25 protein-coding genes are annotated in these 23,553 nt (G+C 64.5%); 17 read left to right on the forward strand and 8 right to left on the reverse strand.

From position 1 onward, the window contains the following. The first annotated feature begins 67 nt into the window (after positions 1-67). Positions 68-706 carry a TetR/AcrR family transcriptional regulator gene (locus ACVJGD_RS17200; RefSeq protein WP_456635459.1) on the forward strand — a complete coding sequence of 213 codons (639 nt, stop codon included), beginning with the start codon at positions 68-70 and terminating at the stop codon, positions 704-706. A gap of 161 nt (positions 707-867) precedes the next feature. Here ACVJGD_RS17200 and ACVJGD_RS17205 read toward each other — a convergent pair whose 3' ends face one another. Both ACVJGD_RS17205 and ACVJGD_RS17210 read right to left on the reverse strand, forming a co-directional pair. Continuing rightward, on the reverse strand, positions 868-2,133 hold the full coding sequence (locus ACVJGD_RS17205) for a D-amino acid dehydrogenase (RefSeq protein WP_456635460.1): 1,266 nt from the start codon (positions 2,131-2,133) through the stop codon (positions 868-870). A 68-nt stretch (positions 2,134-2,201) separates the two neighbouring features. Then, a complete protein-coding gene (locus tag ACVJGD_RS17210) occupies positions 2,202-3,530 on the reverse strand; it encodes an aminotransferase class III-fold pyridoxal phosphate-dependent enzyme (RefSeq protein WP_456635461.1) in 1,329 nt (442 codons plus the stop codon). 145 nt (positions 3,531-3,675) lie between these two features. Between ACVJGD_RS17210 and ACVJGD_RS17215 the strand changes: the two genes are divergently transcribed. Further along, a complete protein-coding gene (locus tag ACVJGD_RS17215; RefSeq protein ID WP_130227448.1) occupies positions 3,676-4,224 on the forward strand; it encodes a cupin domain-containing protein in 549 nt (182 codons plus the stop codon). A 241-nt stretch (positions 4,225-4,465) separates the two neighbouring features. Here ACVJGD_RS17215 and ACVJGD_RS17220 read toward each other — a convergent pair whose 3' ends face one another. The 5 genes from ACVJGD_RS17220 to ACVJGD_RS17240 all read right to left on the reverse strand — a co-directional run bounded on the left by ACVJGD_RS17220 (position 4,466) and on the right by ACVJGD_RS17240 (position 8,822). Then, complete coding sequence (locus ACVJGD_RS17220; protein ID WP_456635462.1) at positions 4,466-5,389, reverse strand: acetamidase/formamidase family protein; 924 nt, start codon at positions 5,387-5,389, stop codon at positions 4,466-4,468. A gap of 33 nt (positions 5,390-5,422) precedes the next feature. Next, positions 5,423-6,247 (reverse strand): ABC transporter permease, encoded by an 825-nt coding sequence (locus ACVJGD_RS17225; RefSeq protein WP_456635463.1) that lies wholly within the window; start codon positions 6,245-6,247, stop codon positions 5,423-5,425. 20 nt (positions 6,248-6,267) lie between these two features. Then, positions 6,268-7,098 carry an ABC transporter ATP-binding protein gene (locus ACVJGD_RS17230; protein ID WP_456635464.1) on the reverse strand — a complete coding sequence of 277 codons (831 nt, stop codon included), beginning with the start codon at positions 7,096-7,098 and terminating at the stop codon, positions 6,268-6,270. Beyond that, a complete protein-coding gene (locus ACVJGD_RS17235; RefSeq protein ID WP_456635465.1) occupies positions 7,095-8,132 on the reverse strand; it encodes an ABC transporter substrate-binding protein in 1,038 nt (345 codons plus the stop codon). Before ACVJGD_RS17235 ends, ACVJGD_RS17230 begins: the two co-directional genes overlap by 4 nt. Positions 8,133-8,444: 312 nt before the next feature. Beyond that, positions 8,445-8,822: a transposase gene (locus ACVJGD_RS17240; protein ID WP_456635466.1), complete on the reverse strand. Its 378-nt coding sequence runs from the start codon at positions 8,820-8,822 to the stop codon at positions 8,445-8,447. Positions 8,823-9,027: 205 nt separating this feature from the next. On the opposite strand from ACVJGD_RS17240, the gene ACVJGD_RS17245 reads away from it, so the two are divergent. Further along, a complete protein-coding gene (locus ACVJGD_RS17245) occupies positions 9,028-9,966 on the forward strand; it encodes an acetamidase/formamidase family protein (RefSeq protein WP_456635467.1) in 939 nt (312 codons plus the stop codon). A 13-nt stretch (positions 9,967-9,979) separates the two neighbouring features. Here the strand turns inward: ACVJGD_RS17245 and ACVJGD_RS17250 are convergent, their stop codons facing one another. Continuing rightward, a complete protein-coding gene (locus ACVJGD_RS17250; RefSeq protein ID WP_456635468.1) occupies positions 9,980-11,215 on the reverse strand; it encodes an MFS transporter in 1,236 nt (411 codons plus the stop codon). 117 nt (positions 11,216-11,332) lie between these two features. Between ACVJGD_RS17250 and ACVJGD_RS17255 the strand changes: the two genes are divergently transcribed. The 14 genes from ACVJGD_RS17255 to ACVJGD_RS17320 all read left to right on the forward strand — a co-directional run bounded on the left by ACVJGD_RS17255 (position 11,333) and on the right by ACVJGD_RS17320 (position 23,515). Next, positions 11,333-11,755 (forward strand): hypothetical protein, encoded by a 423-nt coding sequence (locus ACVJGD_RS17255; RefSeq protein WP_456635469.1) that lies wholly within the window; start codon positions 11,333-11,335, stop codon positions 11,753-11,755. 77 nt (positions 11,756-11,832) lie between these two features. Further along, on the forward strand, positions 11,833-12,081 hold the full coding sequence (locus ACVJGD_RS17260) for a hypothetical protein (RefSeq protein ID WP_456635470.1): 249 nt from the start codon (positions 11,833-11,835) through the stop codon (positions 12,079-12,081). Beyond that, on the forward strand, positions 12,078-13,514 hold the full coding sequence (locus tag ACVJGD_RS17265) for a TolC family protein (RefSeq protein ID WP_456635471.1): 1,437 nt from the start codon (positions 12,078-12,080) through the stop codon (positions 13,512-13,514). The genes ACVJGD_RS17260 and ACVJGD_RS17265 overlap by 4 nt, the downstream gene beginning before the upstream one ends. A 12-nt stretch (positions 13,515-13,526) precedes the next feature. Continuing rightward, the gene (locus tag ACVJGD_RS17270) at positions 13,527-14,897 is read left to right on the forward strand and encodes a multicopper oxidase domain-containing protein (RefSeq protein WP_456635472.1); all 1,371 of its coding nucleotides are present in this window, start codon (positions 13,527-13,529) and stop codon (positions 14,895-14,897) included. 47 nt (positions 14,898-14,944) lie between these two features. After that, the gene (locus ACVJGD_RS17275) at positions 14,945-15,406 is read left to right on the forward strand and encodes a cupredoxin domain-containing protein (protein WP_456635473.1); all 462 of its coding nucleotides are present in this window, start codon (positions 14,945-14,947) and stop codon (positions 15,404-15,406) included. A 22-nt stretch (positions 15,407-15,428) separates the two neighbouring features. After that, positions 15,429-15,731, forward strand: a complete 303-nt coding sequence (locus tag ACVJGD_RS17280) for a copper-binding protein (protein ID WP_456635474.1) — start codon at positions 15,429-15,431, stop codon at positions 15,729-15,731. 87 nt (positions 15,732-15,818) lie between these two features. After that, positions 15,819-16,193 carry a hypothetical protein gene (locus ACVJGD_RS17285; RefSeq protein ID WP_456635475.1) on the forward strand — a complete coding sequence of 125 codons (375 nt, stop codon included), beginning with the start codon at positions 15,819-15,821 and terminating at the stop codon, positions 16,191-16,193. 98 nt (positions 16,194-16,291) lie between these two features. Beyond that, a complete protein-coding gene (locus ACVJGD_RS17290) occupies positions 16,292-16,699 on the forward strand; it encodes a FixH family protein (RefSeq protein WP_456640277.1) in 408 nt (135 codons plus the stop codon). Continuing rightward, complete coding sequence (locus tag ACVJGD_RS17295; RefSeq protein ID WP_456635476.1) at positions 16,696-18,141, forward strand: efflux RND transporter periplasmic adaptor subunit; 1,446 nt, start codon at positions 16,696-16,698, stop codon at positions 18,139-18,141. Before ACVJGD_RS17290 ends, ACVJGD_RS17295 begins: the two co-directional genes overlap by 4 nt. Further along, a complete protein-coding gene (locus ACVJGD_RS17300) occupies positions 18,138-21,329 on the forward strand; it encodes an efflux RND transporter permease subunit (RefSeq protein ID WP_456635477.1) in 3,192 nt (1,063 codons plus the stop codon). Before ACVJGD_RS17295 ends, ACVJGD_RS17300 begins: the two co-directional genes overlap by 4 nt. A 7-nt stretch (positions 21,330-21,336) precedes the next feature. Further along, positions 21,337-21,897 (forward strand): sigma-70 family RNA polymerase sigma factor, encoded by a 561-nt coding sequence (locus ACVJGD_RS17305; protein ID WP_456635478.1) that lies wholly within the window; start codon positions 21,337-21,339, stop codon positions 21,895-21,897. Between the two features lie 201 nt (positions 21,898-22,098). Continuing rightward, positions 22,099-22,386 (forward strand): hypothetical protein, encoded by a 288-nt coding sequence (locus ACVJGD_RS17310; protein WP_456635479.1) that lies wholly within the window; start codon positions 22,099-22,101, stop codon positions 22,384-22,386. Positions 22,387-22,470: 84 nt separating this feature from the next. Then, positions 22,471-22,722, forward strand: coding sequence for a hypothetical protein (locus ACVJGD_RS17315; protein WP_456635480.1), 252 nt, complete (start codon positions 22,471-22,473; stop codon positions 22,720-22,722). A 151-nt stretch (positions 22,723-22,873) separates the two neighbouring features. Continuing rightward, on the forward strand, positions 22,874-23,515 hold the full coding sequence (locus tag ACVJGD_RS17320; RefSeq protein ID WP_456635481.1) for an NrsF family protein: 642 nt from the start codon (positions 22,874-22,876) through the stop codon (positions 23,513-23,515). The last annotated feature ends 38 nt before the right edge of the window (positions 23,516-23,553 follow it).

Consider the following 23,553-nt stretch of genomic DNA (forward strand, 5'->3'; position numbering starts at 1 on the left):
GCCGGGGTATTCATCGCATATACGGAGGCGTCCTCCGTTTTACAAGGGAGGGGAAATCACAAATCCGATGGCCAGTCAGTTCGCAGGACTAGTTCGCAAGCCGCGCGCGGATGCCGTGCGCAATCGCGAGCGCGTGTTGGAAGCGGCGAAAGCCGTGTTCAGCGCCGGCGGTCCCGAGGCCAGCCTGGAGGCCGTGGCGCGGCACGCCGGCGTCGGCATCGGAACGCTCTACCGCCACTTTCCGACTCGCGAAGCCCTGTATGAAGCGGTGTACCGGCGCGAGGTGGATCAGCTCGGCGATCTCGCGGACCAATTGAACAATGAGGCGGATCCGGTCGAAGCGCTGCGGCACTGGCTGCACGCCAATGTCCAATTCGTCGCCACCAAGAAGGGCATGGCGGCGGCGCTGGCGCTGGTCGCCCACGGCTCCCCCGAACTTCACGCTTATTCGCTCGAGCGCCTGACCAGGGCGATCGGCGCACTGCTGGCGCGCGCAGTCGCCGCCGGCGAGATCCGCGCCGACATCAGCGCCGAGGACGTGCTGCGCGCACTGATCGGCCTGTGCTACATGCACGATCAGGCAGGCTGGCAATCGACCGTGCTGCGGCTGTTGGATGTGTTTATCGATGGGCTGCGCTTGCACCCGGCGAAGGTGACGGCGTCGAAGCAAAAGCCGGTGAAGAAGGCCGCGAAGCGGAGACGCTAACCCCACGCTCCGTCATTGCTGTGACGAAGCCACCTCTCCCGCTTGCGGGAGAGGTCGGCGCGAAGCGCCGGGTGAGGGCTCTCGCCACACGGATAGTCCCATCGTGGAGATACCCTCACCCCAGCCCTCTCCCGCAAGCGGGAGAGGGAGAACGGAGCAACTCACCCGAAGCGGTGATCGTAGCGGCTAATCGACAGCTCGCTCACATCGATCTCCGGCTTGCGTCCGGACAAGAGATCCGCAAGCACCCTGCCCGAGCCGCAGGCCATGGTCCAGCCGAGCGTGCCGTGGCCGGTGTTAAGATGGAGATTGCCATATCTTGTCGCGCCGATCACGGGCGGTCCATCCGGCGTCATCGGACGCAGGCCCGACCAGAACGTCGCCTTGGCAAGATCGCCGCCGCGCGGAAATAGATCCGTCAGCGAATGATCGAGCGTCGCGCGGCGCGCAGCGTAGAGCTTGTCGGAATAGCCTGAAATCTCAGCGGTGCCGCCGACGCGGATGCGGTCGCCGAGCCGGGTGATCGCGACCTTGTAGCTCTCGTCCATAACAGTCGATTCCGGCGCGCCGCTGGCGTCCATGATCGGCACCGTGATCGAATAGCCTTTCACCGGATAGACCGGCAGCGAAATGCCGAGCGGCTTCACGAGCCGCGGCGACCAGCTTCCGAGCGCGACGACATAAGCGTCGGCCTGCAGCACACCCTTGCTGGTCGCGACGCCGCTGACGCGCGAGGCCTCAGCGATCAATCCGTCGATGGCGACATTGAACAGGAATCGCACACCGAGCTTTTCCGCCTCGACCGCCACCGCCTGCGTGAACATGTGGCAATCGCCGGTCTCGTCCTGCGGCAGGCGCAGCCCGCCGGCGATCTTGTCCTTCACGGCGGCGAGCGCCGGCTCGGCGGCAATGCAGCCCTCGCGATCGAGCACCTCGAAAGGCACGCCATATTGCTTGAGGACTGCGATGTCGTCGGCGGTGTGGTCGAGCTGGGAGGCGTAACGAAACAGTTGCAGCGTGCCGCGGGAGCGCTCGTCATAGTGGATGCCGATCTCGCCGCGCAACGCACGCAGGCAGTCGCGGCTATATTCCGCGATCGGAATCATCCTGCTCTTGTTGACCGCGTAACGCTCCGCGGTGCAGTTGCGCAGCATCTTGAGCAGCCAGGTCCACATCGCGGGATCGGGCTTCGGGCGGACCACCAGCGGCCCGTACTTCATCAACAGCCATTTGATGGCCTTGATCGGCACGCCGGGGCCGGCCCAGGGCGAAGAGTAGCCGGGCGAAACTTCGCCGGCATTGGCAAAGGAGGTTTCCAGCGCAGGCTTCGGCTGCCGGTCGACAACCGTCACCTCATGACCGGCGCGCGCGAGATAATAGGCCGACGTGACGCCGATGACGCCGCTGCCGAGGATGATGACTTTCACGCTTTTCAGGCTCCTGCCGCGGCATTACTTGCCGCTGCAAATAATCTCCGCAACGGCTGGAGCAAGGGTCAGGCGACGCGCTTGATGACGTCGCCGAGGATCGACACCATCTCGTCGATATGGCTGCGCTCGACGATCAGGGGCGGCGACATCGCCAAGGAGTCGCCGCTCTGGCGAAGGTAGAGGCCGCGGTTGAAACAATCGACCATCATGTCATAGCCGCGTGCGCCGATCGCATCCTTCCGCGGAGCGACTTCGACGGCGCCCATCAGGCCGACATTGCGGATGTCGATCACGTTCGGCAGGCCCTTGAGCTGGTGCAGCGCATCGCGCCAGTACTCGGCGAGCGAAGCGCCGCGCGTCAGCAAGCCTTCATCCTTGTAGATGTCGAGCGTCGCGAGACCGGCAGCACAGGCCACCGGATGCGCCGAATAGGTGTAGCCGTGGAACAGCTCGATCTGGCTTTCCGGACCGGTCATCAGCCCGTCATAGATCTTGCGGCTGGCGAACACCGCGCCGCAGGGAACGGTGCCGTTGGTGATGCCCTTCGCGGTCGTCATCAGATCGGGGGTCACGCCGAAAAACTGCGACGCGAACGGCGTGCCGAGCCGGCCGAAACCGGTGATGACTTCGTCGAAGATCAGGAGGATGCCATGCTTGTCGCACAATTCGCGCAGCCGCTGCAGGTAGCCTTTCGGCGGCGGCAGCACCGCGGTCGAGCCCGGAACCGGCTCGACGATGACGGCGGCGATCGTGTCGGCGCCATGCAGCGCCACCAGGCGCTCGACGTCGTCGGCGAGTTCGGCGCCATGCTCCGGCTGGTCCTTCGCAAAGGCGTTACGGGCCAGATCGTAGGTGTGGCGGATATGGTCGACACCAGGCAGATGGGTCGCAAAGGCACGGCGATTGGCCACCATGCCGCCGACCGACATGCCGCCAAAGCCGACGCCGTGATAGCCACGCTCGCGGCCGATCAGGCGCGTGCGGGTCGGCTGGCCGGCGGCGCGGTGATAGGCGAGCGCGATCTTCAGCGCGGTGTCGACCGATTCCGATCCCGAATTGGTGAAGAAGACGCGGTCGAGTCCGGCAGGCGCCAGCGCCGCAAGCCTTTCTGCAAAGTCGAACGCGATCGGATGGCCCATCTGGAACGACGGGGCGAAGTCCAGCGTCATCAACTGCCGCTCGACCGCTGCGGCGATCTGCTTGCGGCCGTGGCCGGCATTGACGCACCAAAGCCCGGCCGAGCCGTCGATCACCTTCCGCCCGTCGACGCTCGTGTAATACATGCCCTCGGCGGAGGCGAACAGCCGCGGCGTCTCCTTGAACTGCCGGTTCGCCGTGAACGGCATCCAGAACGAATCGAGCTTGATGGTGTTCGGAATCTGATGAACGGTCACGGCGTCGCTCCACTGCTGACATCGCAGCCGAACACGCTCTCAAACGCGCAACAAGTCCTTTTCTGCTCCTCCGCAACCCATTGATCTCATTGGGGCGAACGCGGCATATTTGCGCGATCCGCAACACCTGCAACAGGGATTCTCCATGAGCGTCGATATCGGGGGCCGGCTGCGATTCATTCGCGCGCAGCAAAAGCTGTCGCAGCGCGAACTCGCCAAGCGGTCCGGCGTCACCAATTCGACGATCTCGCTGATCGAGTCCAACCAGATGAACCCGTCCGTCGGGGCGCTGAAGCGCATCCTCGATGGAATTCCGATGGGACTGGCGGAATTCTTCGCGCTCGAACCGGAGCGCCGCCGCAAGGTGTTCTATCGCTCCGACGAGCTGACCGAGATCGGCAAGAAGCCGATCTCCTATCGCCAGGTCGGCGACAATTTGTTCGGCCGGAGCCTGCAGATCCTGAAAGAGCGCTACGAGCCCGGCAGCGATACCGGCCGCGTGCCGCTGGTGCATGACGGCGAGGAAGGCGGCATCGTGGTGTCCGGCAAGCTCGAGGTGACCGTCGATGACGAGCGCCGCATCCTCAATCCCGGCGACGCCTATTATTTCGAAAGCCGCCGCCCGCATCGCTTTCGCTGCGTCGGCGGCAAGCCCTGCGAGGTGATCAGCGCCTGCACCCCGCCGACATTCTAGTTCCGCTTGTTTTCCCGCGCTTCAGAGATCGCGGGTCTGCCGGTCGCCCCAGGCGATGGCCGCAGCGATGGTCACGAAGATCGCCGTCACGCCGATAATGACCAGGATGGTGTCGACTGTCATGGCTCTTCTCCATATTCAATGAAGAAAAGCTAGCGGATTGCCGCCGCAGCGCTTTGCGCTCGATCAATCCTGCGGGGAAAATCCGGCGTCCTCCGCCCCCGACAGCGTCCCTGGTGGCTCAGCCGAAATATCGCGCCAGCACGCTCTTATCGACCTTGCAGATGTAGGTGTATTTCGGGTTGACCACCTGGGTGCAGCGCGCTTCCGCGATCTGGCCGAGCAGCATATAGCCTTCGGCGGCCGGGATCTTCCAGTCGTCCTCCAGCCAATACACCATCTCCTCGAACGCGATCCGCATGGCATCTTCGAGCGGCCGGGCGCAGCCGAGCGTGCCGATATGCGTCGGCGTCTCGATCCGGGGATGGTTCAGACGCGACGGCGCCTTCTCGAGCGACACTCTTACCGTCAGCGTCGCTGCGATCTCGATCGCGCCCATACCATTGCATTCGCCGTCGCCCTGGATCGCGTGGCAATCGCCCATGAACAGATGCGTCCCGTCCTTGTTGACGCGGAACATGACGGTGTTGCCGCTGGTGATTTCCTGGACGTCGAGATTGCCGCCGTGTGGACCATTGTCGACCGTGAGCACGGCGCCGTGAACCGGGGCGACGCCGAGCACGCCGATCATCGGCTTGATCGGCAGCTTGAGGTGCTCGTTCCAGTGCACCAGGCCGTCCTTGACCTCGACCACCCGGGTCTGGATGCCGAATTCCTTGCGGCGAACCCAATCGGGAAACATGCCGATGCCGGGCCACAAGGCCGTGAAGCCGAGCCGGTCCAACTCCATCTTGACGATCTCGACCTTCAACATGTCGCCGGCTTTCGACCCACGGACCTCGATCGGCCCGGTCGCACCGTTGACGAATGGAAAGGTGACATCCTTTTCGGTCAGTTGCTGGCCGAGGTGGCGGATCGTGCCATCATTGGCGTTGATCGCGCACTCCACCACGAAGGTTTCCCCGGGCTCGACGCTGGCGATGAAGCGCTCGTCGCCTGACAGCGCATATTTGATGTTGTTTTCCTTGGCGATGCGCTTGGACATCTTCACTCCGGGTTGGATTGACCGCTGCAGAATTCAAAGACGGCGCCAGGGCATCAGCAGCCGCTCGATCTTGCCGACGATGAAGGTCAGGATCAGCGCCAGCGCGATGGTGGCGACCAGAGCCGCGAACACCTTTGGAATCACGTAGAGCGAGCCCGCCTTGAAGATGGCGTGGCCGAGCCCTTCCGACGACGACATGAACTCGCCCACGATCGCGCCGATCAGGGCGAAGCCGACCGTGAGCTTCAGCCCTGCGAAGATGTCCGTCAGCGAGGCCGGCACCACCAGCTTGCGAAAGATCTGGAATTTCGAGGCGCCGAGCGTCCGCATCAGGTTGATCTGGTCCGGATCGACGCCGAGCGCGCCCTTGTAGGAGGTGACGAGCGCGACGATGACGACCGACAGCGTCGACATCGCGACCTTCGAGATCAAGCCGGTGCCGAACCAGATGATGATGATCGGCGCCAGCGCGATGATCGGGATTGACCCGATCGCGGTCACGAAGGGCTCGACGACCCGGGACACGAAGCGCGAATACCACAGCGACAGGCCGATCACCGTGCCGACCAGGTTTCCGACAAAGAAGCCGAGCAGGGTTTCGCTGCCAGTCACATAGAGGTCGCGCCACAGGCTGCCGTCGCGCGCCATCTGGAGCAGAAATCCGGCGATCGCCGAGGGCGAACCGAACATGAAAGCGGCCGCGCTGTTGCGCGAGGTCATGTGATCCCAGAACGCGAGGAACGCAATCAGGATCGCGACCTGCGTCGCCAGCACGTGCGCGGTTGCGCGCAGCCGCTTCCACCGTCGCCGTGCGGCCGTATCCGGGATCGGCGTGGAGGCGCCCGTCGGACGAGCCATTCCAGCATCCATCTCCGCCGTCATTGCAGGACCACGTCGAGATCGGCCCAGATGCGCCGTACATAATGACTGAATTCGGGACTTTGGCGCAGGCCGATCATGTCGGTGCGCTCGGCGCCGAGCGCGATGTCGTAGACCGCCTTGATCCGGGTCGGCCGCTTCGACAGCACGATGACGCGATCCGCCAGCGAAACCGCCTCCTCGATATCGTGCGTGATGAGCAGCAGCGAACGCCTGCCTTGCCGCACCAGCGCCGCGGTATCGTTCTCGATCAATAGCTTGCTCTGGAAGTCGAGCGCGGCAAACGGCTCGTCCAGCAGCAGGACGTCGGGCTCGTGCACCAGCGTCCGCGCGAGCGCCACCCGCTGCCGCATGCCGCCGGACAGCGTGGAGGGATAGTGGTCGGCGAAGCCGTGCAAGCCGAGCTGGTCGAGCATCGCTCGGCTGCGGTCCTCAGCCTCGGCAGCGGCGACGCCGCGAATTTCGAGCCCGAGCATGGCGTTGCCGAGCGCGGTCCGCCATGGCAGCAGCAGGTCCTTCTGCAGCATGTAGCCGACATTCTGCGGCTGACCGGTGACCTCGCGGCCATGCCAGCGAATTCGCCCGGAGTCCGGACTGAGCAGGCCGCACAGCGTATTGAGCAGGGTGGTCTTGCCGCAGCCGGACGGCCCGACAATGCTGACGATCTCCCCTTCCCGCAGCGTCAGGCTGAGATCGCCGATGACGGGCACGATCTCATTCTTGACCTCATAACTCTTGGAGACGTGCTCCACCACCAGCGGCGGAACGACGACGCTGCCGGCTACCGCGCTTGCATTACCGGCGGTCTTGCCGCTGCCGACTTCAGTCATTTGAGGCTGGCGACCGCCTTGTCGGCAAAGGAATTGTCGATGATCTGCTCGAACGGAATCGAGCCCTTGGCGTTGCCGAGATAGATCTGCATGTCCATCAGGTTCTGCCACTGGTCCTTCTTGGTCACCACCGACTGCGCGGGGATCAGGAATTTGAGCTCGGCATCGATCGCCTTGTCGACGACGTCGCCCGGCAGATCCGGGAACTCCTTGCGCGCGACCTCCTTGGCAAAGGCGGGATCGGCGTAGGTCTTGCGCGACGCCTCCTCGAACGAAGTCACCAGCGCCTGCACCATCTCCGGATCCTTCTGGATCGTGGTCGGAAGCACCATGATGCCGGTGTTGCAGAATGGGCCGATATAGCTGGAGAAATCGAACACCACCTTGGCGCCCTGTGCTTCGGCCGCGGCCACGCTGGGCTGATAGGCGATCGCGATATCCGCCTGTCCGGCCAGCATGGCGGCGATCTCGGTGCCCGGATTGACCGGCACGATGGTCGCATCGACGCCGACCTTGAGGCCGGCCTTTTCAAGCAGCCGCTTGGCGACGCTGTAGTTGGTGTTCGGCTCGGGCGAGGTCACGATCTTCAGCCCCTTGAAGGCCTTCGGATCGGTGATCGGTTGAAGCGTTTTCGACACCCCGAAGTAATGCGCGCGCTGCACCACCGTGCCGACCACGACGCCGGGTCCGCCGTTCTCGCGCGAGATCTGCGCCATCGTCGCATCGCCGATGGCGAAGTCCGCGGAGCCACCGAGCACAGCGGCAAAGGTCTGCGTGTCGCCCCCGGCGGCACTCACCTGCATCTCGAGGCCGTTCTTTTTGAAGATGCCGGCGTGCATGCCGACATAGAGGTTGATGTAGCCGAGATTGTGCACGGCTTCGCTGAAACGAACGGTCTTCAGCGTTGCCGCATGCGCACCGCGTGAGCCGACCAGCGACGACGCGCTGAGCCCGCCCGCGATTGCAGCCGCGTTGGAAAGGAAGCGCCGGCGGTTGAAGGAATGGCTGAAGAGCGAACGGAGATGATCGGGCATGGCTCAGGACTCCTCGCACAACAAACAGGCAACGAATGCGCGGGAGACTAGTGCGCCGATCGAACGGGCAGCAAGTTGAAAGAAACGACAGCCATTGCTCGGTTCGTGCCTCTACAATTCATTGCGTCACTCGCAGTGACACAATGATCGCGCGACTGATCGCGGCCTGTGACGTGCCTGCTTCAGAAAGCGGCACGATGAACAATCCGGCGCCATCGGACATCTCATAATGTCATTTTTGACATTATGGCCGCCCAAAGAAATGTCACCGCATGGCGCAAGGATTCAAGGCCCCGGTGCGCGCTCGCGCCATCAGGGATTGACCCGGAGCGACGCGAAGCGTCCGGTCAGCGCGCCGCCGCACTTTTTCGCCGCACTGCGGATCGCCTGCTCCTGCCGGCGCGCTTTGTCGTCGCCCACTACGGCGACCGGCGGTGGCGGATTGGCGGCGGGCTCGCGCAAGCATTCGAACAGATTGCTGACCAGGCCGCGCAGCCTCGCGTTTTCGGCGGCCAATTCCTTCATCTGCAGGACGGCCGGCACGTTGAGACCGCCGAACCGGCGGCGCCAACGGTAGAAGGTTCGCACCGACACACCGGCGGCCTTGCAGATTTCGGCAACGGAGACGCCGGCGCTTGCTTCGTAAAGCAGATGCAGGATTTCGTTTTCGGTGAACTGCGAACGCCTCATCGGATGCTCCCTTCAAACCTTCACGGGGCTGCTCTCACGCTTGATCATCGACCATAGCGCCGACAGGATTGATTGGGTTCTCGGCAATTCAGAAACCATGCCATGTCACAGACGCGTCGTCGTCGGCCGGCGCCGCAAAGCGTCTTCGACGTGCTCGCACGATCTGGCAGGCGATTTGCTTTCTCGAAGGGCGGAGTATCCCGCCATGCCGAGACGATACGAACTTCCGAGCACCCCTGATGTTATGGTATGGGGCTACCTTGATAGCTCCACCCCTCCCGTGCTTGAAGTCAACTCGGGCGACATCGTCACGCTGCACAGCTTTCCCGCCGGCGGGAAAGAGACGCTGCCCGACGATCTCAGCCTTGTCAGCGCCGATTACATCACCGCGCTGGAAACGCTGCCGCCCGGACCGGGCCCGCACTTCATCACCGGACCGGTCTATGTGCGCGGCGCGCGCGTCGGTGACACCCTGCAGATCGATATTCTCGACGTGAAGGTGCGGCAGGATTGGGGTTTTGTCTCGATCCTGCCATTGCTCGGCACGCTGCCGAGCGAGTTCACCGACTACGAGACCATTCACCCCTCGATCGATCGGGACCGCAATGTCTGCGTGATGCCGTGGGGCACGGAAATTCCGATCGATCCGTTCTTCGGCATCATCGCGACCGCGCCGCCGCCGAGTTGGGGCCGCTGCGGATCACCGGTGCCGCGCGCCTTCGGCGGCAACATGGACAACAAGGAATTGCGCGCGGGGACCACGCTGTATTTGCCGGTGTTCAATGACGGCGCGCTGTTCTTTGCCGGCGACGGACACGCGGTCCAGGGCGACGGCGAAGTCTGCATCACCGCGCTCGAGACCGGCGTCACCGGCAGCTTCCGCCTCATCGTGCGCAAGGACATGGCGATCGAGTGGCCGTTCGCCGAGAGCGCGACGCATCTGATGTCGATCGGGCTCGACGAAGACCTTGACGATGCCGCCAAGCAGGCGGTGCGGGAAATGGTCAAGCACGTCTGCGCCCGCACCAATCTCTCGCGCAACCAGGCCTACATGCTGTGTTCGCTGGCCGGCAATTTGCGGGTGACCCAACTGGTCGACGGCAACAAGGGCATCCACATGCTGTTGCCGAAATCGTGCCTGTGACGGGAGAGAAAGCTCACGCCATCGCCAGCCGCTGCCGCGAGCGGATCAGCAGCATCAGCATGATGGTGACGTTGAGCGCGTTCCAGGCGAGTCCGTTGGCGAAGGCGGCCGCGTAGGAGCCGGTGGCGTCGAAGATCACGCCTGAGACGTAGCCGCCGAGCGACATGCCGATCACGGAGGCGAAGATCACGATGCCGACGCGGGTGGCCGCTTCCGCCGCCGGCATCGCCTCGCGGATGATGATGGCGTAGCTCGGCACGATGCCGCCCTGGAACAGGCCGAACATCGCCGAGATGATGTAGAGCGAGGTCAGGCTGTCGAAGAACAGATAGAACAGCAGCGCAGTGCCCTGCGCGACCGAGCCGATCAGGAGCGTGCGGATGCCGCCGATCCGGTCGGCCAGGAAGCCCGAACCGATACGGCTGATGATGCCGAAGCCGAGCATCAGGGACAGCATCTCGGCGCCGCGCGCCACGCCATAGCCGAGGTCGCCGCAATAGGCGACGATATGCACCTGCGGCATCGCCATCGCCACGCAGCAGGCGACCGCGGCGAGCGCCAGGATCGCCGTCAGCGCGTTGGTGGAGAGCCGCACATTGACGCGCGGCGGCGCCGCGTTGAGATGGCTGTGCCGGCTTGCACCGTCCGTCAAGCGCCGCAGCACGAACAGCGCGACCGCCATCGCAACCGCGGTGAAGATGCCGATCGCGATGTGCGTCGTGCGCCAGCCGAACTGCTGCATGCCGAGATTCACCAGCGGCGGCCAGATCGCGCCACCGATGTAGTTGCCGCTGGCGGCGATCGCGACCGCGAGCCCGCGGTAGCGGTCGAACCAGTGCGAGGCTTCAGCCATCAACGGCCCGAACGTCGCCGATGACGACAGCCCGATCGCGAAATGAAACAGGATGAACGACCAGATCGACGGCGCGTAGCCGGCACCGATATAGCCGAGCCCGAGGATGCCGATGCCGAGCCCGATCGCGGTAACGATGCCGTAGCGATCGGTAATCTTGCCGGTCAGAACCCCGCCGGAGCCGAAGCCGATCATGACAAGGGTAAAGGCGAGCGACGCGGTCCCTCGCGTGGCGCCGAAATCCCCCTGCACCACCGGCAGCGCCACCACCACCGACCACATGCCGACGCTGCCGAGCGAGCCGATCACCACGGCAACGGCGAGCCGCAGCCATGCCCGGCGCGAGTCGGGAATGAACTGATCCGAATTTGGGCTGATCTGAGAAGGAATTTCCACGGCGGGGCCAAACTTCGTCGCGATTTGCCTTCCGGTCAAGCGTTTTGGCGAAATATTAGGCATGCGTCAGCCCCGGGGCACTTGGCGGAACGGGCGCCGGACGTTACGTTCACGCCGATGTTCGTGCGACTCACCAGACGGAAGCGGGTGCAAGCGGGGTGGTTTATCGCCCTGCTCTATCTGTTTTGTGTGTTCGCGCCGGGGGTTGCGCTTGCGCTCGGCAGCCCTGCGCCGGCGTTGCAGGTTGGGATCGAGCCGCCGGCGGTCGCGCCGGTGCACGACCACTCCGGCCACGGCGCGTCGCACCAGCACGATGGTTCACATGCGGCCCATCAGGCCGATGCCGACGGCGTCAAGCACAAGCATGACGACAAGACCTCGCCGGGCTGTTGCTGCGCCATGCTCTGCCTTTCCGCGATCGCGGCCGATTTGCCGGCGATCGCAAAGCCGGTGCAGCCGGTATCGCTCTGCGTTTCCGAGAATTTTCAGCGCCTTCCCCGCGAGGCGCCGCCCCTGCTCTACCGCCCTCCCATCGCCTGACCTGACGTAACGAGGCGGCACGAGGCGCGTCCGCGCGCGCGTGCCTGTGCTCCATCGACAGTTCAGGGGATGTTTTCATGTCTTCGCAGTTTTGGGCGAAGCTTTTCGCCATCAGCGCCATCGCCGCTGCGCTCGCGGCTGCGGGCTGCGTGCCGACCACGACGCAGATCGTCTCCGCCGACCCCGCCGATCCCGCGGCGAGGGTAGCCGGCGTCGGATACCGCTCCACGATCGCGCCATACACCAGCCTGCGCCCGTCAACGCCCGCGCCGTGGCGCGAGCGCAACGAGAATGTCGCGCCAAAATCCCAGCAGGAATCGCAATGAGCATCCGTCTTGCGATACGCGCGCCCGCGGCCGCCCTGCTGCTGACCACCACCTTCGCGCTGTCAGGCTGCGCATCGTTCACGCCGGACAGCGGCATGACGGTGGTGGCCACTGCTACGGAACAGACCATCGGCAAGGATGTCGCGTTCGTGCGCTCGGCTGATGATGAGGACCGGCTGCGCGGCACGGTGCGGCGCCTGCTCTCCCGCCCGCTTAACGTCGACACTGCGGTACAGGTCGCACTCTTGAGCAACAAGGGCCTGCAGGCGGCCTACAACGAACTCGCGCTGGCCGAGACCGACCTGGTCGAGCAGAGCCTGCCGCCGAACCCGACATTCTCAATCTCGCGGATTTCAGGCAATGGTGCGAGCGAGTTCGAACGCCAGGTGGTCGGCGACATCCTGGCGCTGGCGACGCTGCCGTTCCGCTCGGAGATCGCGCGCGAGCGTTTTCGGCAGGCGCAGCTCCGCGCCGCGCTGGAGACGCTGCGGCTCGCCGCGGAGGTTCGACGCGCTTACTTCCGCACCGTGGCCGCAAACGAGATGGTCGCACTCCTCACCGATGCCAAATCGACCGCGGAATCAACCGCGCAACTTGCGAAAAAGCTCGGCGAGACCGGCTCGCTCAACAAGCTCGACCAGGCGCGCGAGCAGGTGTTTTACGCCGAGACCACGGCCGACCTTGCCACTGCACGCCAAGAGGCGGGCAGTGCGCGTGAACGATTGGCGCGGCTGATGGGCTTGTGGGACGGCGATCTCGGCTTCCGCCTGCCGGACAAGCTCCCGCCTCTGCCGCGACGTCCACAGGCGCTGCCCTCGATCGAAGCCGATGCCGTGGCGCACCGGCTAGACCTCCAGATCGCGCGCATGGAGCTTGTTGCCTTGGCAAAGGCACTCGATCTCACCGAAGCAACGCGCTTCGTCACGCTGTTCGACCTCGCCGGCATCGCCAAGCGTACCCACGATCCCGAAAGCCCGCCATTCCGCGAGCGCGGTTTTGACGTGCTGTTCCAGATCCCGGTGTTCGACGGCGGCGAGGTACGCGTGCGGCAAGCCGCCGAAAGCTACAATCTCGCTTTCAATCGCCTCACCGAGAGAGCCGTCAATGTGCGCTCGGAGGCGCGCGATGCCTATCGCGTCTACCGCTCGACCTACGACATCGCGGCTCACTATCAGCGCGAGATCCTGCCGCTGCGCCAGATCATCACCGAAGAGATGCAGTTGCGCTTCTCCAGCATGCAGATCGACGTGTTCGCGCTGCTCACGGAAGCGCGCCAGCGCCTCGCCTCGCTGCGCGGCGCGATCGACGCCAGGCGCGCATTCTTCCTGGCGCAATCGGAGCTTCAGACCGTCGTCAATGGCGGCGGATCGGGCGCAAAAGAGCAACCAACGATCACGGCCGCAGCCGCACCAGTGGCAAGCGGCGTGCATTGAATGGAGAGGAAGATGTATTCACGCAGAGGATTCCTCGGCACGGCGGCCCTGATCGGCGCCGGCGCCGTCAGCGGCCGCGTCCAGGCCGCCGCGATTCCGGAAGCGCCGACGATGGACAAGGCGACCTCGCAGCCGCCGCTCCATCCGACCACAGGGCCCGACTATCGCCCGGTGGTGACGCTGAACGGCTGGTCGCTGCCCTGGCGCATGAACGGCGACTGGAAGGAATTCCATCTTGTCGCCGAGCCAGTGGTGCGCGAATTCGCCGACGGCATGAAGGCCAATCTCTGGGGCTACAACGGCCAGTCGCCGGGGCCGACCATCGAGGCGGTCGAAGGCGACAAGGTCCGCATCTTTGTCACCAACAGATTGCCCGAGCACACCACCGTGCACTGGCACGGCATGATCATCCCGAGCGGCATGGACGGCGTCGGCGGCCTCTCGCAGCCGCACATCAAGCCCGGCAAGACCTTCGTCTACGAGTTCGAACTGAAGAAGAGCGGGACCTTCATGTACCACCCGCATTCCGACGAGATGGTGCAGATGGCGATGGGCATGATGGGCATGGTCGTGGTGCATCCGCGCGATCCCGCCTTCCGTCCCGTCGATCGCGACTTCGTCTTCGTCATGAGCACTTATCTCATCGACCCCGGCACCTACCTGCCGAAGGTCAACGAGATGACCGATTTCAACATGTGGACCTGGAACAGCCGCGTGTTCCCCGGCATCGATCCGCTGCCGGTGCGGCTTAACGACAAGGTGCGGGTCCGGATGGGCAATCTCTCGATGACCAATCATCCGATCCACCTGCACGGCCACAGTTTTCACGTGACCTGCACCGATGGCGGCTGGATTGCGGAGAGCGCGCAATATCCGGAAGCGACCACCGACGTTCCCGTCGGCGCAGTGCGCGTGTTCGACGTGCTCGCCGACAATCCCGGCGACTGGGCGTTCCACTGCCACAAGTCGCACCACACCATGAATGCGATGGGCCACGACATGCGCAATCTGATCGGCGTGTCGCGCAAGGATCTCGCCAAAGCCGTCGGCAAGCTCGCGCCCGACGCGATGGTGATGGGCTCGACCGGCATGGCGATGGGCAACATGGAGATGCCCGCGCCCGACAACACGCTCCCGATGATGACCGGCAACGGCCAGTTCGGCCCGCTGGAGATGGGCGGCATGTTCACGGTGATGAAGATCCGCAAAGACCTCGCGCGCGACGATTATCGCGATCCCGGCCCCTACCAGCACCCGCCGGGCACCGTCGCCTATGAGGTCGAGACGCCCGACGCCGCGCCCGCGCGGCAGTCGTCGCCGGCGACATCGGCGCCGACAGGCAGCCGCGGCGGCAACAAACCGATGAAGGGAATGAAGATGTAACCATGCCCCGGCGCCGCACCCAGAAGAAACCCTCAAAGGAAATTCCGATGACGAAGATCACCACGGCCGGCCTTGCGCTGATTGCGCTTGTAAGCTCGGCTGCTGCCGCGTTCGCCCATGAACAGCACGGCCACTCATCCTATTCAGCCGGCGAACCCGGCAATCCAAACAAGCCGTCGCGCACCATCGAGGTCGAAATGAGCGAGATGGCGTTCAAACCCGCCAACATCGAAGTCAAGCGCGGCGAGCAGATCCGCTTCGTGATCCGCAACGCCGGCAAGGAGGACCACGAATTCCTCCTCGCCACCACCGCGGAGAACCTGAAGCACGCCGAGACGATGAAGAAGCACCCGCACATGGAGCACGATGATCCCAACGGCGTCCGCCTCGCGCCGAAGACGTCGGCCGAGATCGTCTGGAAATTCACTCGTGCCGGCAGCTTCGAATATGCCTGCCTGATCCCCGATCACCGCGACTACGGCATGACCGGCCGCATCACCGTGAAATGAGCAACGAGAAAGGAGAGCAACAATGAACAGGATCATCCGCATGGCCGCAGCGGCAGCACTGGCGACCAGCTTGCTGGCGCAGGCGGCCTCCGCGCAGAGCGCCGCCATCAACGGCGAGGTCAAGAAGATCGACGAGGGCGCCGGCAAGATCACGCTCAAGCATGGCCCGGCCAAAAGCATCGGCATGGACGAACCAATGACCATGGTCTACCGCGTCAAGGACCCCGCCATGCTGAAGCAGGTGAAGGTAGGCGAGAAGGTGCAGTTCGAAGCCGAAGAGGCCGCATCAGGCTATACGGTGACGAAGCTGCAGAAGGCAAAATGAGCGTCACGGACCTTTTATCGTCTCAACCCGCAAATTTTGAACGACAGGACCTTCCCGCGGCCGGCTGCTTGTGAGAAACTGGGTTCCATGGATATCCGCCAACTGTTCAAGCTGTTGCTGGCGCTGCTGGTAACGGCAGGCCTGACGGTGGCGCCGCTCGCCACGCCGGCAGCGGCGAAGGAATTGCTGTCGGCCGCCGGCATGCAGATGGCGGATGATCCTGATGTCGCCGACATGGCGTCTGCGATGCCCTGCTGCCCTGACCAGCAGAAGAAGAGTCCCGACTGCCAGGATTGTCCGCTGGTTGCGATCTGCATGCTGCAGGTTTTGCAGGTCGGCCCATCCAGCAACATGGTTGAGTTGGACCGGCGGCTGGACCAGCAACTGCATCCGCTCGACGACATCATCGCTGACGGGCTGGCGCGCCCGCCTCCCGACCATCCCCCTCGAACTTTGGCCTGACCGGCGTCACGGCGCCGGACGCTGCCGCGCGGCTCAAGACGCCGCGCGGATGACACGTGCTGCGCGAGCAGCAAGACCAAAGCAATCGAGGAATGGAAATGAAAGCGTTCAACACCACGCGCGCCGTCTCGGCGGCGCTCATCGGCATGGCCATGCTGGGCACGGCCGGCACCGCGCGGGCCGAGATCAAGGACTACGAATTCCGACTGGTCGATCAGACCGTCCAGGCGGGAGCGGACAAGATCATCGCGGTCCGGCTGGTCAACAAGAAGACCGGCAAACCGGTGCCGGATGCCGTGATCTTCGCCACCCGCCTGGATATGGCGCCTGACGGCATGCAGGAGATGGCGACCAAGGTCACTGCGGTGCCCGGCGGCGAGCCGGGATTGTACAAGTTCAAGGCCACTCTGGGCATGGCCGGCCGCTGGCAGCTTTCGCTCGGCGCCAAGGTGCAGGGCGAAACCGGCGCGGTCGAAAACAAGCTCGTCGTCACGGCGCAGAAATGACCCGCGCGATTCTGATCGGCGTCGCCGCTGCGAGTTTCGCAGCGGCGGGTATCGCCATTTTCGCCGGCGGAATCCCGTGGCTGAAGCCCACGGGATTCGCCGTCTCGCACGCGGCCGCCGCCGATGGCGGCGCACCGCTCTACTACCAGCACCCGGACGGCAAGCCGTTCTACTCACTGACGCCGAAGAAGACCGAGGATGGCCGCGACTATCGCGCCGTCCCCGCCGGCGCCGACATCAGCTTCGACGATCCGCCCGAACCGGCGCCGGCGGCGAGCGCCGAAGCCAAGGGTGACCGCAAGATCAAGTACTACCGCAACCCGATGGGGCTGCCGGATACCTCGCCGACGCCGAAGAAGGACTCGATGGGGATGGACTACATCCCCGTTTACGAGGGCGAGGACTCCGACGACGGCTCGATCAGGCTGTCGCCGGGCCGGATCCAGCGCACCGGCGTCAAGTCCGAGCCGGTGAAGCGCCACATCGTCAGCACATTGGTGCGCGCGCCCGGCACGATCCAGCTCGACGAGCGCCGCGTCTCCGTCATCGCCATGCGCGCGGAGAGCTATGTGCAGAAGGTCGCCGACGTCACCACCGGCAGCCGGGTGACAAAAGGCCAGCCGCTGATGGAGATCTACAGCCCGGCAGTCTCCTCGGCCGCCGCCGAATATCTCGCCACCATCACCTCGAAGACCACGGCGACCATCGAGACCTATGGCCGCGGCTCCCGCCAACGGCTGATGAATCTCGACGTGCCGGAGTCTGCCATCGCAACGATGGAAAAGACCAAGGCCGTCCCGATCGTGATCCAGTGGTCCGCGCCGCGCGACGGCATTGTGCTGGAGCGCAACGCCGTCGAGGGCATGCGCGCGCAGCCCGGCGACGTGCTGTTCCGCGTTGCCGACACCTCGCTCGTCTGGGCGGTCGTCGACGTGGCGGAACGCGATCTCGGCGGCGTGGCGGTCGGCCAACCCGTCACCGTGCGCGCCCGTAGCTTTCCCGGCCGCGCCTTCGCCGGCAAGGTCAGCGTGATCTATCCGCAGGTGAACCGCGAGACCCGCACGGTTCGCCTCAGGATCGAGCTCGATAATACCGACCTCGCGCTGCTTCCCGACATGTATGTCGATGCGGAGATCGAGATCGGCAGCCAGGACCCCGTGCTCGCCGTCCCGGACAGCTCCGTGCTCGACACCGGCAACCGGCAGACGGTCCTCGTCGATAAGGGCGGCGGCCGGTTTGAGCCGCGCGAGGTCAAGGTCGGACATCGCGGCGGCGGTTATGTCGAGATCACCGAAGGCATCGGCGAAGGCGATTCGGTGGTAACATCGGCCAACTTCCTGATCGACGCCGAGAGCAATCTCAAGGCGGCGCTGAAGGGCTTTTCCGAGGCAGGCAGCGCACAGGACACATCGTCGACCAGCGGCATGGGAGGACGGCCATGATCGCCCGTGTCATCGCCTGGTCCGCACGCAACCTGCTGCTGGTGCTGTTCGGCACCGGCTTCGCCGCGGCGGCCGGACTCTATGCGCTGCTTCATTTGCCGCTCGATGCCATCCCCGACCTTTCCGACACGCAGGTGATCGTCTACACCGAATATCCGGGACAGGCGCCGCAGGTGATCGAGGACCAGGTCACCTATCCCTTGACCACGGCCATGCTGACGGTGCCGAAATCGAAGGTCGTGCGCGGCTTCTCCTTCTTCGGCGTTTCCTTCGTCTATGTGATCTTCGAGGACGGCACCGATATCTATTGGGCGCGCTCGCGCGTGCTCGAATTCCTCAATGGCGCCACCTCGCGCCTGCCGGCCGGCGTGACGCCGACGATCGGCCCTGACGCGACGGGTGTCGGCTGGGTCTACCAATACGCGGTGATGTCGAAAGAGCTGAACCTCGCCGACACCCGCACGATCCAGGACTGGAATCTCAAATTCGCGCTCGCCAAGGCCGAGGGCGTCGCGGAGGTCGCTGGAATCGGAGGCTTCGTCAAGCAGTACAACGTGATCCTCGATCCGCAGCGGATGCGCGACCGCGGCATCACCATGCAAAGGATGCGCGAGGCGATCCGCGCCAGCAACGCCGATGTCGGCGGCCGCACCGTCGAACTGTCCGAATTCGAATACGTCATCCGCGGCAAGGGCTACATCAAGGATATCAACGACCTCGGCAATATCGTGCTCAAGACCAACAACGGCACGCCGGTGCTGCTGCGCGACGTCGCGCGCGTCGAGCTCGGCCCGGATGAGCGGCGAGGTATCGGCGAGCTCAATGGCGAGGGCGAGGTCGCCGGCGGCATCGTGCTGCAGCGCTTCGGCCTCAACGCGCTCGACGTCATCGAGAACGTCAAGAAGCGCTTCAAGGAGATCGCGACCAGCCTGCCGAAATCGGTCGAGATCGTGCCGGTCTACGACCGCTCGAACCTGATCAACGCCGCCATCGATACGCTGAAGCATACGCTGGTCGAGGAGAGCATCGTCGTCGCCCTCGTCTGTATCGTGTTCCTGCTCCATGTCCGCAGCGCGCTGGTCGCGATCCTGATGCTGCCGGTCGGCGTCTTGATGGCGTTCGGCGCGATGAAGCTGCTCGGGATCGGCTCCAACATCATGAGTCTCGGCGGCATCGCGATTGCGATCGGCGCCATGGTGGACGCGGCGATCGTCATGATCGAGAACGCGCACAAGCATCTCGAGCGTGCCAAGCCCGGGCAGTCGCGCGTCTCGATCCTGATCGATGCCGCCGCGGAGGTCGGGCCGGCGCTGTTCTTCAGCCTGCTGATCATCACCGTCTCCTTCATGCCGATCTTCACGCTGGAATCGCAGGAGGGCCGGCTGTTCAGCCCGCTCGCCTTCACCAAGACCTTTGCGATGGCGGCCGCCGCGCTGCTGTCGGTTACGCTGGTGCCGGCGCTGATGGTGATCTTCGTCCGCGGGAAGATCGTTCCCGAATACAAGAATCCGATCAATCGCGCCCTGATCTGGATCTATCGCCCCGTCATCAAGGGCGTGCTGCGTGCCAAGACGCTCGTTGTGCTGCTTGCGCTCGCCGTCCTCGCTGTCACGCTCTGGCCGGCGCGACAGCTCGGCACGGAATTCATGCCGAACCTGAATGAAGGCACCCTGCTCTACATGCCGACCACGCTACCCGGCATCTCCGTGACGAAGGCTGCCGAGCTGATGCAGATGCAGGATCGCATCATCCGCTCATTCCCCGAAGTTTCGTCGGTCTACGGCAAGGCCGGACGCGCGGCGACCGCGACCGATCCGGCGCCGACCGAGATGTTCGAGACCATCGTCAACCTGAAACCGAAGGAGCAGTGGCGGGCGGGCGTCACGGTCGACAGCCTGATCGCGGAGATGGACAAGGCGCTGCAATTCCCCGGCGTATCGAATGCCTGGACCATGCCGATCAAGGCCCGCATCGACATGCTCTCGACCGGCATCCGCACGCCGATCGGCGTCAAAGTGATCGGCACTGATCTCGTCGAGATCGATCGTCTCGCCAAGCAGATCGAGCAGGTCCTCAAAGCCGTGCCGGGGACATCATCGGCCTATGCCGAGCGCGGCATCGGCGGCTACTACCTCGAGATCACCCCGGACCGCACGGCGCTCGCGCGCTACGGCATCATGGTCCAGGACGTGCAGGACACGATCGCGACCGCGCTGGGCGGACAGACGGTGACGACGACGGTCGAGGGCCGCCAGCGCTTCACCGTCAACATGCGCTACCCGCGCGATCTCCGCGACAATCCGAAAGCGATCGGAAGCGATATCCTGGTGCCGATGCCGGCGGGAGGCGCGGTGCCGCTCGGCGAGGTCGCGACCATCCGGCCGGCGCGTGGGCCGACCTCGATCCGGACCGAGAACGGACAGCTTGCGACCTACATCTATGTCGACATCCGCGACCGCGACCTCGGCGGCTATGTCGCCGACGCGCAGCGCGCGGTGCAGGCGAGCATCCAGTTTCCGCCGGGCTATTACGTGATCTGGAGCGGCCAGTACGAATATCTCGAGCGCGCTATGGCGCGCCTGAAGATCGTCGTGCCGGCGACACTCGCGATCATCTTCGTCCTGCTCTACCTCAACTTCCGCTCGGCCACCGAGTCCATGATCGTGATGCTGTCGCTGCCGTTCGCGCTGGTCGGCGGCCTCTGGCTGATGTGGTGGCTCGGCTTCAACCTCTCGGTCGCCGTCGCCGTCGGCTTCATCGCGCTCGCGGGTGTCGCTGCCGAGACCGGCGTCGTGATGCTGATCTATCTCAACCAGGCGCTGGCCGAGATCAGGGAGCGCTGCGCCGCCGAGGGACGCGCCTTGACTAGGGCCGACCTGCGCGAGGCCATCATGGAAGGCGCGGTCGAGCGCGTCCGGCCGAAGATGATGACGGTGGTCGCGATCATGGCCGGACTGCTGCCGATCATGTGGAGCAGCGGCACCGGCTCCGAGATCATGCAGCGGATCGCGGTGCCGATGATCGGCGGCATGATCTCCTCGACGCTGTTGACGCTGATCGTGATCCCCGCGATCTTCGGCATCGTCAAAGGCTTCGGCCTGCCGTCGGACGACCAGAACCAATCACAGCCGCCGACCTCCACCGGATCGCGCGTGGAACGTGTCCGCGTTCCAGAGCCTGCAGAATGAGCGATCCATGACGACAGCTCATGAGACCGAGCTCAAGGCGCTGATGTTGGCGAGCCAGCGTGGCGATGCGGCCGCCTACCGCTCGCTCCTATCGAAGCTCGCCCCTCACCTGCGCGGCTACTACAAGCGGCGGCTTGCCGTTACCGGACGCAGCGCCGAAGAAGCGGAGGACCTGGTGCAGGAGACCCTGCTGGCGATACATCTCAAGCGCCACACCTACGATCCCGATGCGCTGTTCACGCCTTGGCTGCACGCGATCGCACGCTACAAGCTGATCGACCATCTTCGCCACGACAGGATATCGACAAGAGGCGTCCCGATTGACGACCATCAGGATCTGATGGCAGCCGACGATCACGCTTCGACCGAGGGGACGCACGACATGGCAAGACTGCTCGCTCGCCTGCCGGTGAAGACGCGTCAGGCGATCGAGGCCGTCAAGCTGGAAGGCAAGAGCGTCTCCGAAACTGCCGCGCGCCATGGCATGTCGGAATCTAACGTGAAGATCAGCATCCATCGCGGCTTGAAGGCGCTGGCCGCTTTCATCGGAAGGGACCGCGATGGCTGATCGAAGGTCAGGCCCTCCAATTTCCGCATATCAACCCGACGACGCACCGAGGCCGATGAACTCCGAGCGATCGAGGCCATCACGACGGCCTCGATCGCTCGTTTTCACCACCGCGTGATCACGTAACCGGCTGACGAAAAGCTTCGAACTCCTTTGCAGAAGCGCGCATGAGGCGCCCTTCAAATGACAAGGGAGCAGACAATGTCGACGAAGTTTACCAAACCCGTCCTTGCGATTTCATTCCTGGTATCGCTGGTGGCGATGTCGGCGACCGCGAATGCAGGCGCGACGATTTCCGACAAGCGCTATTGGCCGAGCGAGGTGGGACCCAGCTCCTACTACAACACCCAACATGCTTCGCGTAACGCGTTCGCCGCGATCGGGCCTGTCGCCTCGCCTGCCATCGCTGCGCCGCGCGTCGCCGGCGAATCCGCCTTGCGCCACGTGGGCGGGCCGAAATCCTCCGTTGCACCGTCGCGAGGCTTCTAGTGCGAGCGCGCTCACAGCGCTCTTCACCGACAAAATCCAACGCGCGGGGATCTGCCCGCCTTCTCCAATCCGGAGCTTGCCGAGATGACCACGCTGTCGAAGATCGTGATCGCCTACGTGTTGGTCCGCCTGGAAGACAGGTTCTTCCAGGCCGGAAGAATTCCGGCCGCGTTCCCGGGCGGAGGACTGGTGAGCGCCCTGTGGCAGTTCGACTGGTCGGCCTCCGCAAATCCGTTGCCACCAATCGCGTTCCTTGTGGGCCTCCTTCTGTTCACCAAGACGATCACCAGCGGCAACGAAATCGGTGGCCTGCCGGGTGTGCGGATGAAGGAGTGATGTCGCCGCGCCACGGCTCTGTGCCGATCTTCACGCTCGCGTGATCGCGTAACCGGATCATGAAAGGCATCGAACTCATCGGCAGGGGCGCCCCGTGATAGAAAGAATGAACCGCGGATGGCGCTCCGCCGGAGGGGCGGGAGAAGCGAGCATGAAGACCGACGACCTCGTTGATGCCTTGAGCGCGCGCATCGCTCCCGTGGACTCCCGGGCGGTCGGCCGGCGCATCGCCCTGGCGGCCGGCGTCGGATTGGTTCTTGCCGTCGCCGCTATCCTGCTCGGGCCCGGCCCGCGCACCAGTCTCGCCGCCGCTGGCGAATGGGCCTTCCTGCTCCTGAAGATCGCCTTCGCAGGGACCATCGCCTGCACCGCTGCAATCTATCTGACCAGGCTGTCCCGTCCGGGCACCACGCTGAAGCATGGCATGCTGGTCGTCATCCTGCCGTTCGTCGCGATCGTGGCGCTCGCGCTACTGAGCCTCGGCTCGGCGCCCGCCTCGCACTGGGATCAAATGGTGACGGGTGAGGCGTGGCTGGAATGCCTGCTGTCGATCCCGGTCATCGCGATCGTGCCGTTCGCGCTCACGATGTGGGCGGTGCGCCAGGCGGCGCCGACCGACCTGCGCCGGGCGGGCGCGTTCGCCGGCCTTGTCGCCGGCGGCATCAGCGCGGTGGCCTACGCGCTTCACTGCACCGACGATTCACTACCCTTCGTTGCGGTCTGGTACGGCGGAACGATCGTGCTGTGCACGCTCGCGGGGGCGGCGCTCGGGCCACGGCTACTGCGGTGGTGAACGCCTCTGCATACCAGGCTCAAATTTGGAGAAGCCGC

It is taken from the genome of Bradyrhizobium sp. USDA 10063, from assembly GCF_054063735.1.

Bases quoted from the DNA above. Each gene is read 5' to 3' on its own strand.
- ACVJGD_RS17200 (WP_456635459.1), top strand. From the start codon at position 68: ATGGCCAGTCAGTTCGCAGGACTAGTTCGCAAGCCGCGCGCGGATGCC.
- ACVJGD_RS17215 (WP_130227448.1), top strand. From the start codon at position 3,676: ATGAGCGTCGATATCGGGGGCCGGCTGCGATTCATTCGCGCGCAGCAA.
- ACVJGD_RS17220 (WP_456635462.1), bottom strand. From the start codon at position 5,389: ATGTCCAAGCGCATCGCCAAGGAAAACAACATCAAATATGCGCTGTCA.
- ACVJGD_RS17225 (WP_456635463.1), bottom strand. From the start codon at position 6,247: ATGGCTCGTCCGACGGGCGCCTCCACGCCGATCCCGGATACGGCCGCA.
- ACVJGD_RS17230 (WP_456635464.1), bottom strand. From the start codon at position 7,098: ATGACTGAAGTCGGCAGCGGCAAGACCGCCGGTAATGCAAGCGCGGTA.
- ACVJGD_RS17235 (WP_456635465.1), bottom strand. From the start codon at position 8,132: ATGCCCGATCATCTCCGTTCGCTCTTCAGCCATTCCTTCAACCGCCGG.
- ACVJGD_RS17240 (WP_456635466.1), bottom strand. From the start codon at position 8,822: ATGAGGCGTTCGCAGTTCACCGAAAACGAAATCCTGCATCTGCTTTAC.
- ACVJGD_RS17245 (WP_456635467.1), top strand. From the start codon at position 9,028: ATGCCGAGACGATACGAACTTCCGAGCACCCCTGATGTTATGGTATGG.
- ACVJGD_RS17255 (WP_456635469.1), top strand. From the start codon at position 11,333: ATGTTCGTGCGACTCACCAGACGGAAGCGGGTGCAAGCGGGGTGGTTT.
- ACVJGD_RS17260 (WP_456635470.1), top strand. From the start codon at position 11,833: ATGTCTTCGCAGTTTTGGGCGAAGCTTTTCGCCATCAGCGCCATCGCC.
- ACVJGD_RS17265 (WP_456635471.1), top strand. From the start codon at position 12,078: ATGAGCATCCGTCTTGCGATACGCGCGCCCGCGGCCGCCCTGCTGCTG.
- ACVJGD_RS17270 (WP_456635472.1), top strand. From the start codon at position 13,527: ATGTATTCACGCAGAGGATTCCTCGGCACGGCGGCCCTGATCGGCGCC.
- ACVJGD_RS17275 (WP_456635473.1), top strand. From the start codon at position 14,945: ATGACGAAGATCACCACGGCCGGCCTTGCGCTGATTGCGCTTGTAAGC.
- ACVJGD_RS17280 (WP_456635474.1), top strand. From the start codon at position 15,429: ATGAACAGGATCATCCGCATGGCCGCAGCGGCAGCACTGGCGACCAGC.
- ACVJGD_RS17285 (WP_456635475.1), top strand. From the start codon at position 15,819: ATGGATATCCGCCAACTGTTCAAGCTGTTGCTGGCGCTGCTGGTAACG.
- ACVJGD_RS17290 (WP_456640277.1), top strand. From the start codon at position 16,292: ATGAAAGCGTTCAACACCACGCGCGCCGTCTCGGCGGCGCTCATCGGC.
- ACVJGD_RS17295 (WP_456635476.1), top strand. From the start codon at position 16,696: ATGACCCGCGCGATTCTGATCGGCGTCGCCGCTGCGAGTTTCGCAGCG.
- ACVJGD_RS17300 (WP_456635477.1), top strand. From the start codon at position 18,138: ATGATCGCCCGTGTCATCGCCTGGTCCGCACGCAACCTGCTGCTGGTG.
- ACVJGD_RS17305 (WP_456635478.1), top strand. From the start codon at position 21,337: ATGACGACAGCTCATGAGACCGAGCTCAAGGCGCTGATGTTGGCGAGC.
- ACVJGD_RS17310 (WP_456635479.1), top strand. From the start codon at position 22,099: ATGTCGACGAAGTTTACCAAACCCGTCCTTGCGATTTCATTCCTGGTA.
- ACVJGD_RS17315 (WP_456635480.1), top strand. From the start codon at position 22,471: ATGACCACGCTGTCGAAGATCGTGATCGCCTACGTGTTGGTCCGCCTG.
- ACVJGD_RS17320 (WP_456635481.1), top strand. From the start codon at position 22,874: ATGAAGACCGACGACCTCGTTGATGCCTTGAGCGCGCGCATCGCTCCC.